This window comes from Chitinophaga sp. W3I9 (genome assembly GCF_050434025.1).
GTDB lineage: Bacteria > Bacteroidota > Bacteroidia > Chitinophagales > Chitinophagaceae > Chitinophaga.
Map to the genome: position 1 here is coordinate 596,782 of NZ_JBNPWC010000001.1, position 13,690 is coordinate 610,471.

The window sequence follows — 13,690 nt, forward strand, 5'->3', positions numbered from 1 at the left end:
TCTTTAAAAAAAATCTATATGTTCAGATTAGCTATACTATCAGTTGTTATGCTTTTTGCCTCATCCCATCTTTATGATTTCAAAGTAGATGCTGTTGACGGAGGAAAAATCGATTTCTCCAAATACAAAGGAAAGAAAGTATTGATCGTGAATACCGCCTCCCTGTGTGGTAACACGCCGCAATATGAAGGCCTGGAAAAACTCTACAAGAAATACCACGACAAACTCGTTATCGTTGGTTTCCCTGCAAATAACTTTGGTTCACAGGAACCCGGCAGCAATAAGGAAATACAACAATTCTGCACAAAACAGTATGCAGTAACCTTTCCCATGGCAGCCAAAATTTCTGTAAAGGGAACAGACATTCATCCGCTGTACAAATGGCTGCTGGATGAAAGTAAAGCCAAACACATGGAGCCGGCAGAAGTTACCTGGAACTTCCAGAAATACCTGCTGGATGAAAAAGGTAACCTGGTAGCAGTATTTTCTCCCAAAACTCAACCTGAGTCAGCGGAAGTGATTGCGGCCATTGAAAAATAGTTTTTATAACTGTTACCAACTTTTGCGTAAACAAAAAATTTTGCAGATACTTGCGTAAACGTGTATCCGTTTACGTAAGTATCCTGTTATTAATATACAACGCGCAACCGTATTCATGAAACACTACTTTGTTCCTACCAATAACGCCTTGCCGCTAATGGCATTGCTGTGCTTTTTACTGATACTTTCCGCGTGCCAGCACGATGTAGATCCCCCTTCACTCTCGTGCCCCGAAATGCAAATGGTTACCAACATAGGAACCAGCAGCAACAATATGACCTTCAGCCGCAGCCTCCTGTTCCGTGAACGGACGGATACCGGCGGACTCAAATTCCTCAGTGTGGAAACTGTATCGGATTCCTGCAGGGTGGTATTTAATCTCACGGATGGTATGTACGACGAAGCGGGGTTGAAGAATGACAGCCTGCACCTGAAAACTTATACCTACACCCGGCAGGGAGTGCAAACCGGCGGACTGGTGGCCGTAGCCGTTAAAAACAACAATGGGGAATTCACCTATCTCACCACCGACTCTTCCAGTGTAACCATCCGTAAAATGAATCTCCGGACACAAACCATATCCGGCAGCTTTTATTTTACAGATAATGAGAAGAACATCAGCGGCACCGGCACCTTTGAAAATGCCTGTTATGTATCTCTTCAATAACTGATTAGCCCCCTTTTCATTATCTTGCGCCCATGCTTTTTTCTGATATTATAGGACAAGGGGATGTAAAGCAACAGCTCGTTCAATCCGTACAGCATAACCGGCTAAGTCATGCCATGATACTGCTTGCCCCGGAAGGTGCAGGTGGTCTTCCGCTCGGACTGGCCTTTACCCAATACCTGGTTTGTGAAAACAAACAAGCGCACGATGCCTGCGGACAATGCTCCGCCTGCACCAAGGCTTCACAATTTGTACACCCGGATATCCATTACTCCTACCCGGTTATTCCGCGCAAAACCGGCGATAAACCAGTAAGCACAGACTATATTACCGAATGGCGGGAGTTTGTAACAACGCATGCCTATGGCAATGCGTACGACTGGCTGCAGTTCATAGGCGCCGAAAACAAACAGGGTAACATCACTGCCACCGAGTGCCAGGACATTATCCATAAACTGAACCTGAAAAGTTTTGAGAGCGGTTATAAAATACTGGTGATGTGGATGCCCGAATACCTGGGCAATGAAGGAAACCGCCTGTTGAAACTGATCGAAGAACCCCCTCAGAATACACTGTTTATCCTGATCGCTGAAAACCAGGAACAGATACTGGCCACCATCTTATCAAGAACACATCTTATCAAAATAAACCCGCTGGCAAAAGAAGACCTGGTGACTGCGTTGGTGCAGAAAAGTAATGTTCCCCCTGCAAAGGCCCAGCAAATGGCCACCATTACAGCAGGCAATTACCGGGAAGCCTTGTACCTGTTGCAGCATTCAGACGACGACTACCACGAGTTGCTCCGCAGCTGGCTGAACCACCTGTTTACCGGCAACCGGGTAACCCTGCAGGAATGGATAGAAGGGATTTCCAGTGCAAAAACCGGCAGGGAAAACCAAAAGCAGTTCCTCCGTTATTTCATTAACCTGCTGGAACATACGCTCCGTTTGCAATACCTGGATAAGAGCCAGCTGGCTTTTTCTACGGAGGAGATGGACTTCGCCGCCAAGCTGGCTAAACTGGCCAACCTGGACCAAATGCAGGAAATCACGGAGGCGCTGAACAACGCCAGCTACTATATAGAACGCAATGCCAACGGAAAGATGCTATTTCATGCCCTGTCCATCAAGCTGCAATATATATTTAAAAAGAAACCTATACCGGTTATGTAATAACCACCGGCTTCCTGCGGAGCTATCAGCTCCTTTTCCCTATCTTTGTTGCTTCCGGCCTTTTGTTTTTCTGAAAGGAAAAACGTATTTTGAAGAACTGGAATAACCTGAAATGCTTATTTATAAAATTTAAACTAATTAATAATATGGCTTGTGCCGGATGTGGTACGGGTGTGGAAGGGAAGCCGTCAGGATGCAAGAGTAATGGAGGATGCAGCACAGGAGGTTGTAACAGACTGAACGTGTTTGACTGGCTGTCCAATATTCCCCTTGGTGATAGCTTAGCACCATTTGACATTATAGAAGTGAGTTTTAACAATGGCAGCCGCAAGGATTTTTTCCGTAACGTAACCAAACAATTCTTTGATAAAGGAGAAATGGTTACCGTGGAAGGGGTCAGCGGTTTTGACGTTGGAACAGTGAGCCTGACGGGCGAACTGGTAAAACTACAGATGAAGAAGCGACGCGCTGAAGACACACCCGAAGTAAAAAAAGTGCTGCGCCGTTCAACGAACGACGACCTGCAGCGAATGAATGACAACAAGTCCCGCGAGAAAGAGGCGCTCATAAAATCCAGAGCCCTTGCCCGCAACCTCGGACTTGAAATGAAACTGGCAGAAGTGGAAATACAGGCCGATGGCCGTAAAGCCACCTTCTTCTATACCGCAGATGATCGCGTAGATTTCAGGGAGTTGATTAAAGTATATGCCTCTGAATTCAGGGCCAAGGTGGAAATGCGCCAGATAGGCGCCCGCCAGGAAGCCGGAAAAGTAGGTGGCATCGGCAGTTGCGGCAGGGAGTTATGCTGCTCTACATGGCTGTCTGACTTCAAAAGCGTGAATACTACCGCTGCCCGGTACCAGAACCTGTCTATCAACCAGGCCAAGCTATCCGGACAATGCGGCCGTTTAAAATGCTGCCTTAACTATGAGCTCGATACCTACCTCGATGCCCTGAAAGATTTCCCCGACGATGCCGATAACATTGAAACTGCCGGCGGCGTTGCCCACCTGCAGAAACGGGATATCTTCAAAAGCCTCATGTGGTACTCTTATGAAGGCAGTAACAAACAGTATCCACTCACCATCTCCAGGGCTAAGGAAATACGCCTCCTGAACAAGCAGGGCGTTAAACCAGACGACCTGAAACCGGTAGAAGTAGTAACCGCCAAACCAAAAGAAGCGGATCTCGGATACGCAGATGTGGTGGGATTAATCAGTCTGAAATCTCTCGAAAAAACTGCTCAGAAGCGTAAACAGAAGGATAGAGACAAACAAAAACAACAACGCGGAGGAGAACGCAGCGAGCGTGGTGAACGCCCGGATCGTGGTGAACGTAGCGAACGTCCGGATCGTGGCGAACGCGGAGAACCTAAACAAGCCCAGGGTCAGCCAAGAACTGATTCCCCTAAGGCAGGTCAAAGGCCCGACAACCGCCAGCCTTCAGAGCGTAAACCCAAACCGGATAACCGCCAGCGGCAACAAGGCGGAGGCCAGCCAAAACAGGGACGTGAACAACAACCCCGTAACGAGCAGCCATCAAACCGGCAGGAACAGGGACAAAGACAACCTGCGCCAAAGCAGCCCGGTCAGCAACCAGCCCAACCAGGCATGCCCGGAGGACAGGGACCTACCAATCCCAAACAGGACAGGCGTCCACCACGGCATAAACACCGGCCGCCCAACCCTAACAAGAACAACAATCCTGAAAAAGGACAATAAATAAAAACAAAAAAGACAACCGGACTGGTTGTCTTTTTTGTTGCATACTGCAAGCGTTTCCTATATGTTCAAGCCGGCACACGGAGCTGACTGACCTTCATTACCCTTACTTCACGGATGCCTCTTCCATGCCGCATACCTGCGTATCCCATGGAGTATCCATACACTCTTCATGGACTCATGATGCACTATCAATGCACTCCCCATGCACTATGAATACACTACGAATACACTATGCCCCTTCCGGGACCTATTATTTTTTGAATATCAGATGGTGAGGAAAAATTGTTAGAGAAAACCAAGTAAAAGGCCGCCCAGACGAGGCAGCCTTTGTTAACAATTGGTTTTTGCTTATGAGAAAACTTAAAAAATGCTACTTTATATCTCTTCACAAAATCAACCCCACAGGCGCCTCTACTGCTTATCACACGGTCTTACGCTTCATTCTCAAACAGTAGTTTATAATAGTTCATGTTGGTGGCTTCATCAAATCCGCGCTCAATCATCTCACGGTTGCCATGAATATATACATGAAAGTTACGATCCAATTTCAGAATGCTCTTAAATACTTTCTGCTGTTTCTTTACAGCAGGTGCAGATATTTCAAACTCGTCAGGGATATCTTGTTGAAAATGATTCGCATATTCGTTTCGGTACTCCTTAAAAGAAGCAATAGCGTCGGGATGACCTAGTACCTCTTTCGCAAAATCGTCCAGTTGGAATTGTTCTTTTTCTTTGAAATAAGCGGCTGATTTATTTAACAGATCTACCTGATCTACTCTGTCCATCTCATACTCCGTTGGCAATTTGTTGTGTATAAACTGTTTACACATGTCCACCGCGGTTTCTGTCTGATGGTAACTGTCCTCCCGGCGTTGTACCTGTAAAAAGGCATCCTTCCAATACACCGCCTCGGTTTGTTTGCTGTTACTGTCTACTATACTTACTTTAAAGCCTTCTGTTTCTTCAGTATTAAATACCAGACAACCTTTATCCAGCTTATTAATATTTATACCGTCCTCGTAATTTACCTGATAATTCTCGTCTGCCAGAAATACTTTTAAATAGGTATCGCGGTTCTCCGACTTAAAAATGCCTATGGCTTCCACCTCTTCACCATCCACCTGGCACTTGCTAAAGTAGGCTATATATAGCTCTCCCCCTTTTATTTTAGGATGGGTGGAATGTTTATATAGATGTTTGGCAATATTGACCGACTGCTCCTGGAATTCATTTTGGTCAGTAAATATACGTCGACAATATTGAAATATTTCATTCAATTGCAGATCTGCGTCATGACGGAATCTGAAATACTCTGCTGCATTGGCAAACGGCTGAATAAAATAAGTCACCAATAACTGGCTGATCGTTTCATCCTCCAGCTGCAAAGGCGCTTTGGAACAGAGCAGGGCCTCATCGTTAGTGGGATTCCCTACCTTGTGTATCGTTAATTGCGCCAAATCTTTAAACTCCGAAACATGGATCATGGGCGCAAAATTAATAAATTAGTTGACAGGCAACAGATCCGTTTCTCCCGGTAATTATTTCTTGATAATTTCATTACATACCCTCCCTCCCATCCATATACGCTGAAAAATCTGGAATAGTTCCTTAATTTAAAGTTTTCAAAACAAAACGAACATGAGAAAATATATCTGCCTGCTGGCAATGACGGCCGGATACGGCCTCCCGCTGATGGCGCAGCAAAAAAATACCAACAGGCCCGTATTCGAAACCCGCGACCTCACGGCAGAAAATATGTTTTCCGTAAATATTGAAGGACCCAACTTTGACAAAGCAGGCAATTTTTACGTGGTAAATTTTCAACAGGATGGCACCATCGGTAAAATAAATACCAAAACCGGCGCCGGTGAAATATTCGTTACCCTCCCCGATAGTAGCGTAGCCAACGGCATTCATTTCAACAGCAAAGGAACCATGTTTCTCCCGGATTTCATCCGGCATAATGTGCTCACCATTGATATGAAAACCAAAAAAGTAGGCGTATACGTTCACTCCGATCAGTTCAACCAGCCCAATGATCTCTGTATCAACAGCAAGGACCAGATCTTCGTTACCGACCCGAAATGGGCCAGCAACACCGGCCAGATCTGGCGGATAGACCCGGGCCACCACACCCCCATCCTGCTTGAAGACAATATGGGCACCACCAACGGCATTGAACTCAGTCCCGACGAAAAAATATTATATGTGAACGAAAGCGTGCAACGCAAGATCTGGAAATACAAGGTGGATAAAGCAGGTAACATCTCCCGTAAAACCTTATTCGCCAGCTTCCCCGACTTTGGTTTCGACGGAATGAAATGCGACAAAGTAGGCAACCTCTACGTAGCCCGGTGGGGAAAAGGCGTGATCGCCGTACTCTCGCCAACAGGAAAACTGATCCAGGAGGTACCCCTCAAAGGAAAACAATGCAGCAACCTGGTATTCGGGGATAAAGACGGCAAAACCGTATACGTAACCCTGCAAGACCGTAAATGCGTGGAAACATTCCGGGTAAACGTACCGGGTAAACGCTTTTAACGCGGAGTTTGTCTTGCTCAGGATTACGCTGATTTTACTGATTAGTTTGATTTTTACTTTTTGGATTTTTTTGATTTTCTTAAGATATAATTAAGGGAGATAAGCGAATATATCCGCTTCTATCTCCCTTAATCCTTTATAAAATCCAGAAGTAAAAATCAAACTAATCAGTAAAATCAGCGTAATCCTGAGCAAGACAACATCCGCTGGCGATCTACTTTATAATCAGCAGCCAGCCCTTGTTCTTTTCTACGGGGATACTGGCATCTTTACCAAATACCTGCCCTTGCTGGAAGTTGCGTATGTCCGGCGCCGTTATCGTTGCCTTTGTAGGGTCTATGCCCAGTGCTTTCCAGTCGATGGTGAGTTTAATGGTGGTGTTTTCCGGCGCCCAGCTGGCGAGGGATACCAGTACTGCGCCATCCTTACGGTAAATGGTGGCCGGTACCAACGGGTTGTTGGTTTTAACCGGGTTATTTTCTACCCAGTAACCAATCATCTTTGTTCCCTGCATACCAAAATCATCCCACACTTTCCAGATAGGACGCGGATCGGAAGTAGCAGTCCACGGCATGCGGTGTGGTCATACCATACACCATACCCCGCCACTGGTTACCGCCATCCTGGAGCATTTCGCCCATCAGGCCAAAAGGAATACCGCTTACTTCTGTGAGGAAGAAATCAGGATTGTTTTTTTCATAATCAAAGTACTCCCCAAACCAAAGCCTGTTCAGGTAAGGGAAGTGCTCCATATAAAGCACCGCACTGTTAATAAACCCATCGGATTTGTTATACTGGTTGGCCGAATGCAGATCAATAATGCCCGGATGATTATCCTTTGTCAGCACGCGTTTCACACGTTTCATGGTTACCCGGTCAAAAGCTACGTCGTCCAGGTAAATACCATCGATCCCTACGTTTTGCACGAGCCAGTTCATCCCTTCCACATAGTAGTTATGCCAGCGATTCATGCCACTGTTGATGATGGCGGCATCCTTAAACTCCGGTACAAACCACGCCGCGATGTAGTCTTTTCCTACATGCTCCTGCAGCCAGGAGAAGCCGCCACCCTTACCCGGACTGTATACTTCATGCCCTAAACTGCGCAGCGGGAAGGTTTCCCAGGCATGGTTCGATAACTCCCTTACGGTATTATAGATCTTAACTTTCAGTCCTTTCTGATGCGCTTCCGCAATGTAGTCCTTCATCGCCTTCCATTCAATGAACGGATAGTTGATCCAGGGGTTAATCTCGTTGCCATGGTGAATGTTTACCACCGTAGCGCCGGTAGCCTTGATGCTGTCGAGGTTATTATACCGGTGATAGAAACGGGTAGACCACTGGAAATCGGTGTTAACCGGGTGGAATGGCGTGATGATCAGGTGGAAGTTGTAATACAGTACCTCTCCCTTATGCAGCGTTCTTTCACCGCTATAGTTATTTACCAGTATAGCCTTTCCTTTTTCGCCCACGGTGATACCGCCTTTATCGCCATTACCCCATGAAGTGGGCAGCAGCAGCGGCTTCTGGAGGTAGAAGTTTGTATTCAGCGGGCGTACATAATTTTCATCCCGCAGGTTAAACTGGATGCCTGCGTTCACATCGCCAATCCAGGCGCCATCCTGGTTTTTATTTTTCACGTCCCACTTCCAGTCGATATTCTCCGGGCGTACGCCACCTTTCTGGTTCAGCCCCATCATGTACTTTGCAGCGCCTTTATCAAACGGCAGGTGCATCGTGATATCCTTCAGGGATACGTCTTCCAGCGCTGTTACTTTCACGGTATAGTCGAGGAAACCATCAAATTCCAGGGTGCCGGTTACTTCCATCTCCAGGCCGGCAGTAGTGTTCACCGCTTTCCAGCTGATTTTCCCCGGCGTTTGACTGGTAACTTTCCAGCCATTGCTTTGCCAGCGAAGATCCTTTCCTGTAGCGGCTTCAATGAAATGGAAATGTACCGGTTCGGTGAAAATATTTTTAGGTTGTGCAGACAGCGACGTCATTTCAGGCGTGAAAAAAGTCTGGATCTGCGCAGGGAAGCCATCTTTATGGATACCTACTTTACGGCCCAGTAAACTGATCACGCTGTCTTTCATTTCCAGTGGCGTGTAAGGTGCAATCACGGCATCGTCCTGTGCCAGCGTGGAGTTTAGCCATTTCAGGCGGGTTTGTTTCCAGGGCTCATTAAAGCCACTGTTCACGGCCAGTTTATTCGTTACCGTTAGTGTGATTCTTATTGGCATGGCAGGCATGCCGGCTGCCTTTATGGTGGCAATACCTTTATAGATGCCTGCTGCAGCGTTTTCCGGCACATCTATCCCGCACCACAGGGCCTGTACTTTTCCTTCGGGGATATTCACCGTTGCCGAAAAAGGTTTGGCATCGTAAGTGGTACCGGTGGTATTGATACAGTTGAGTTGCGTTGTCGGGATGGTTTGTCCGCCAGTGGTTTTCAGGTCGGCAAAAGAAATCTGCACATCCTTCATTTCATGGCGGGCATAAACGCCCAGCTGAAAGGCATAGTATTCGCCTTTATCGGCTTCGCCGGAGAAGGATTGGGAAGGCCCTTTCTTTATCCAACGCTGTGGCAGGTCGTCCGTCATTTTAATAGGGAACTGCCGGTCTTCGGGAAACAGCATATAGCCGCCACCCGGATGTTTCAGCAGCAGCTGCTTTCTTTCTGCTTCCGTGGCGATTACTTCCATCGGGTAGAAAGTATTGAAGCTGTCAATAGCTTCCAGTTGCTTCACTGTGGTATTGGGCTTTATGCCCGCTGGTATGGATTGCAGCCAGTTGTTATCGGCGGTTTGTTCCGGCGCCAGGTACACGCCTTTCGGGTAGTTGTCGCGGCCTTCGTTTTTGGACGGCAGGTAATAAATATAGTAGTCGCCTTTACCGGAAGTTGGTTCAAAGCAGATATCGCCTTGCTCACGGTTAAGTGTCAACGTCTTTACATTGGTAATTTTTTGCTTTGTTTTTGCATCTTCAATAATGATACGTTTCAGCTCCGGATGCTCGTCTCTACGGCGCCAGGGGATTATAACGCGGGCTACGCCGGCGGCGCCATTAAAGGAAACTACCGCACGGTGGTTGCCCAGCGAGTCTGCGTTCCAGTTATTGTTGCCATTGGTATACTTCAATTCCTGGGCGAGTGCTGTGGTAAGGAAGCTGAAAGTAAGTCCTGCCAGCAGCAATCCTCTCCTGAAATTGCGGGAAGGGTGGTTTGTCTGATACATGAAGAATAAGCAATTTTTTAAATGTTCACCGGTTATAAATTTACTACTGTTGCGGTTTCTTTTCCCGATTATTTTATAAAAGCAAAAGCCCCGCAGAACGGGGCTTTCACCGGGTAATACTATTGAATCGGGTTTTGCACCAGGTTAGGATCAAGCAATATTTCCTGTTCAGGAATAAAGTGTACCACCCTTGCATCTGTATAAGAAACTGTTTGCGGATTATTTTGTACGCCGGGATAATTGCGGTATACATTCCGGTTATTGCGGAACAGGTCAAATACACGATGTGTTTCAAAGGCAAGTTCCAGGCGGCGTTCGTCCAGTACTACATCCAGCACGGAAGGATAGCCATGCAGGTCAGATACGGTAAACAGCGCCGCGCCGCTTAACCCGGCCCTTTTACGGATGGTATTCACATCATCGATGGCGGCAGCGTTGTTGTTCAGCTTCGCATTCGCTTCCGCACGGATCAGGTACATTTCAGCCAGGCGCAATACCACCGGGGAACTGAGGGTAGGCACGTTATCCTGGTTGGAATATTTCAGCACGTACCATTTTGGAACGCCATTGCGGGAAGCCATTACTTTCTGGCCGCCGGCATTCACGGAATCCCGGCCATCAGCGCCTTTCAGGTACACCGCTTGCACAAAGGAGTTACGGGCATCTGCCGGGTATTTGTGCAGCAGGTCGAGGTACGACTGGGAAGCATACATTTCGCCATAGCCCATACCACCGGGCGACATATAATACATAGAGCCGATAGAGCTCCAGGTACGGTCGTCCTGCAGGGTATGATGAATAGCGAAGATGGTTTCCTTGTTGTTTTCATTGGTTTTGGTGTAATAACCGGGAAGATCAGAAGTATTCACCAGGGAATACTGTCCCGAAGTGATAACAGAATCTGCATAAATACGGGCAGAATCATTTTTTCCCATATAGAGATACACCCTCGCCAGTAAAGCCATAGCGCCGTATTTGGTGGCATAGCTGTTGGTGTTGGAGTTGTCCATCAGGTCTTTTCCTTTCTTCAGATCTGCTACCACCTGCGCGTATACATCCTGTACAGTGCTACGTTTAGGCATGGCAGTTATATCAAATTTGGTTACCACCGGTACCCCCAGGTTGGTTGCCGGGCTTTGTGTGTAAGGGCGGCCGAAAGACCTTACCAGGCTGAAATGTACAAAGGCGCGGATGAACAGGTTTTCCCCGATCATCTTATTCACGGCGTCCGACTTACCTTCTGTCATTACCTCCAGCAGCTTATTACAGCCGTTGATCGCCTTATATCCTGCCCGCCAGATCTGCAATGCGTTGGCCTGGTTGGTCAGGTGCCCGTAAGTGTATGAATAAAAAAGCGCATCAGTAGTAGCGCCGCTCAACGCTACATCGTCACTGGGGAACTCTCCCATCTGGAAATAGTTGCGCGTAAAGTTTTCTTCTTTCAGTAACGCATAATTACCTACAGTAGCCGCCGGCCATTTGGTTTCATCTTTCAGAATATTATCATCCGGAACAGCACTGTACGGGTCTTTCTTCAATGAGCAGGAAGTGGCCACTGATAACAGCAACAGCCCTGCAAAATATTTTGACATGTGTTTCATGATCATCTCTTTTTAGCTCCTGTTAAAAATTAATTTCAAGGCCTGCAAACCACTTGGTGCTGGACGGATACTTGATGTAGTTAATACCGCGATCATCTACTTCCGGATCCAGACCGGAGAATTTGGTTAAGGTCCACAGGTTATCACCGCCAATAGAAATTCTGGCGTTTCCAATATGCGCGCGGTCCAGCCAGGCCTTCGGCAACGCATAGCTCAGGTTTACGTTTCTCAGACGCAGGTAGCTTCCGTCTTCCAGGAAACGGGAAGATGGTTTGTGTGAGTTTTTATTTCCTTTGATAGTATACTTTGGATGGGTAGCCACATCCCCTGGCTTTTCCCAGCGGCTCCAGTCTTTATCCAGCGACATCATATTATAGGTATAATATGCGCCGTCATTGTCCATCAGTTCACGGGTGCTGTTATACACATCATTACCGGAAACAAACGCCAGGAAGGCACTCAGCTGGAAATTTTTATAGGAGAACGTATTACGCATACCACCAAAGAATTTCGGCGTGGCAGAACCCACAATCTGCAGGGACGCATCGTTATAGTTATTGGTAGTGGTTTTACCGGTTACGTTGCCATTGGCATCTGTCACGAGTTTTTCCCACAGCGGATCACCATTGGCAGGATCTACACCGGCCCATTTACGCATGTAGAAACTGCGCATATCCTGACCCTGTTGCAGGATGAAATAGCCGCTGATCGGATCTACGATCTGGTTCTTCCCGGTATACAGTTCGGTTACCCTGTTTTTATTGAAGCCGATGTTGAAGTCGGTGCTCCATTTGAAGGCGCCTACGAGGTTATCTGTACTCAGGTTGATTTCAAGTCCTTTGTTACGCACAGATCCTACGTTCTGTGAAATGTAGCTGTAACCGTCAGTAGCAGGCAGCGGCACATTGAACAGGAGGTCTTTGTTATCTTTCTGGTATAATTCCACGGTCAGGTTAATGCGGTTAAATAATCCCAGGTCGATACCAATGTTGGTATTGTATGCTTTTTCCCAGGAAAGGTTCGGCACATTATACACGCTTTGGTAAGCACCGGGGAAACCGTTGTACTGCGTATTGATCGAATAGGCCCCAATAGCGCTGTAGTCGCCTATTTCCGCGTTACCTGTAGTTCCGTAGCTGGCCCTTAACTTCAGGTTGGTGATGGCTTTTATCTGTTTAATAAAATTTTCTTCAGATGCTGCCCAGGATGCGCCGAAGGCATAGAAGTTACCATACTGCTGGTTGGCGCCAAACTTGGAAGATCCATCTCTTCTAAAGGAAGAAGTGAAGTAATATTTATAATTGTAGTTATAGTTCGCCTGTACAAAATAGGAGTTAAAGGCGCGGGCTATTTTAGTACCGCCAATAGACATCGGCGAAGAAGTACCATCCAGTACCTCTACTCCCTGCAGGATACCTTTACCTTTTGCATTGATATCATTAAGATTGGCCTGCTGGAACTCAGCGCCCACCAGTCCGTCGATGTTATGCACCTTATTGATGGTATATCTTGCTTTCAACAGGTTGGAGCTGATATAGCTCGCAGAATCCTGGTAGTAATTATACAGGTTGCCACGGTCGTCGGTGCCGGAAGAAGTCCGCACATCGCCGTTGCTTTCCTGGTTGAAGTGGTAATACTGTGCGCGGTTGGTTGAGCTGAAGGACAACCATTTGGTGATGTCGTATTCCAGTTTCACCAGTGCTTCGAGCGACTGCCTTTTGTTTTTAATATAATTATACTGCTGGTCGTAGAGGAAGTTAGTCATATCCCTTCCGTACCAGGTAGCGGCGGTGAGCGGGTTTACCGGCTTGCCTTGTTCGTCGTATGCCTTGTCCCAGGGGAGATTGGTATAGTATTGATACAATGAGCCGTTTGAATTATCGTGGTCGGAAGTTTGCGTTCCGGCGAAGTTGGCGCTGATGCGGAACTTATCGGTGATGTTATGATCCAGGTTGAGGCGGGCGCTGAAACGCTCTACCCCGGTACCTTTCAGGATACCATCTTCTTTATAGTAGTTACCGCCCAGGTAGAACTTTGTTTTTTCGTTACCACCGCTGGTAGATAATTCGTAGTTCTGGTTGGTGGCATTCTGGAAGGCCAGCTTCTGCCAGTTGGTATTGATATTACGGAGAGATGGATCCAGCGTAGCGCCTGCGGCTTTCTGCAGGTCGTACAGGTCTGTTCCGTTCATGAGATGGAAATGTCCTGT

The 13,690-nt window shown here is 47.1% G+C and carries 10 protein-coding genes; 5 read left to right on the forward strand and 5 right to left on the reverse strand.

All coding sequences use genetic code 11. From position 1 onward, the window contains the following. Positions 1–18: 18 nt before the first annotated feature. The 4 genes from QFZ51_RS02665 to ricT all read left to right on the forward strand — a co-directional run bounded on the left by QFZ51_RS02665 (position 19) and on the right by ricT (position 4,100). Positions 19–540 (forward strand): glutathione peroxidase, encoded by a 522-nt coding sequence (locus QFZ51_RS02665; RefSeq protein WP_370908746.1) that lies wholly within the window; start codon positions 19–21, stop codon positions 538–540. A gap of 115 nt (positions 541–655) precedes the next feature. After that, complete coding sequence (locus QFZ51_RS02670; protein WP_429042877.1) at positions 656–1,207, forward strand: hypothetical protein; 552 nt, start codon at positions 656–658, stop codon at positions 1,205–1,207. A gap of 32 nt (positions 1,208–1,239) precedes the next feature. Continuing rightward, positions 1,240–2,379 carry an ATP-binding protein gene (locus QFZ51_RS02675; RefSeq protein WP_429042880.1) on the forward strand — a complete coding sequence of 380 codons (1,140 nt, stop codon included), beginning with the start codon at positions 1,240–1,242 and terminating at the stop codon, positions 2,377–2,379. Between the two features lie 146 nt (positions 2,380–2,525). Next, positions 2,526–4,100, forward strand: coding sequence for a regulatory iron-sulfur-containing complex subunit RicT (ricT, locus tag QFZ51_RS02680; RefSeq protein ID WP_429042882.1), 1,575 nt, complete (start codon positions 2,526–2,528; stop codon positions 4,098–4,100). A 434-nt stretch (positions 4,101–4,534) separates the two neighbouring features. Here the strand turns inward: ricT and QFZ51_RS02685 are convergent, their stop codons facing one another. Next, positions 4,535–5,587: a nucleoid-associated protein gene (locus QFZ51_RS02685; protein WP_079471359.1), complete on the reverse strand. Its 1,053-nt coding sequence runs from the start codon at positions 5,585–5,587 to the stop codon at positions 4,535–4,537. Between the two features lie 154 nt (positions 5,588–5,741). Between QFZ51_RS02685 and QFZ51_RS02690 the strand changes: the two genes are divergently transcribed. Further along, on the forward strand, positions 5,742–6,644 hold the full coding sequence (locus QFZ51_RS02690; protein WP_429042884.1) for an SMP-30/gluconolactonase/LRE family protein: 903 nt from the start codon (positions 5,742–5,744) through the stop codon (positions 6,642–6,644). Between the two features lie 214 nt (positions 6,645–6,858). On the opposite strand, the gene QFZ51_RS02695 is transcribed toward QFZ51_RS02690, so the two are convergent. The 4 genes from QFZ51_RS02695 to QFZ51_RS02710 all read right to left on the reverse strand — a co-directional run bounded on the left by QFZ51_RS02695 (position 6,859) and on the right by QFZ51_RS02710 (position 13,672). Next, on the reverse strand, positions 6,859–7,218 hold the full coding sequence (locus QFZ51_RS02695; protein WP_429042886.1) for a glycoside hydrolase domain-containing protein: 360 nt from the start codon (positions 7,216–7,218) through the stop codon (positions 6,859–6,861). Further along, positions 7,166–9,880, reverse strand: coding sequence for a glycoside hydrolase domain-containing protein (locus QFZ51_RS02700; RefSeq protein WP_429042887.1), 2,715 nt, complete (start codon positions 9,878–9,880; stop codon positions 7,166–7,168). The genes QFZ51_RS02695 and QFZ51_RS02700 overlap by 53 nt, the downstream gene beginning before the upstream one ends. A gap of 119 nt (positions 9,881–9,999) precedes the next feature. Next, on the reverse strand, positions 10,000–11,481 hold the full coding sequence (locus tag QFZ51_RS02705) for a RagB/SusD family nutrient uptake outer membrane protein (protein ID WP_429042889.1): 1,482 nt from the start codon (positions 11,479–11,481) through the stop codon (positions 10,000–10,002). Positions 11,482–11,503: 22 nt separating this feature from the next. Continuing rightward, a complete protein-coding gene (locus QFZ51_RS02710) occupies positions 11,504–13,672 on the reverse strand; it encodes a SusC/RagA family TonB-linked outer membrane protein (RefSeq protein WP_429042891.1) in 2,169 nt (722 codons plus the stop codon). Positions 13,673–13,690: the final 18 nt, after the last annotated feature.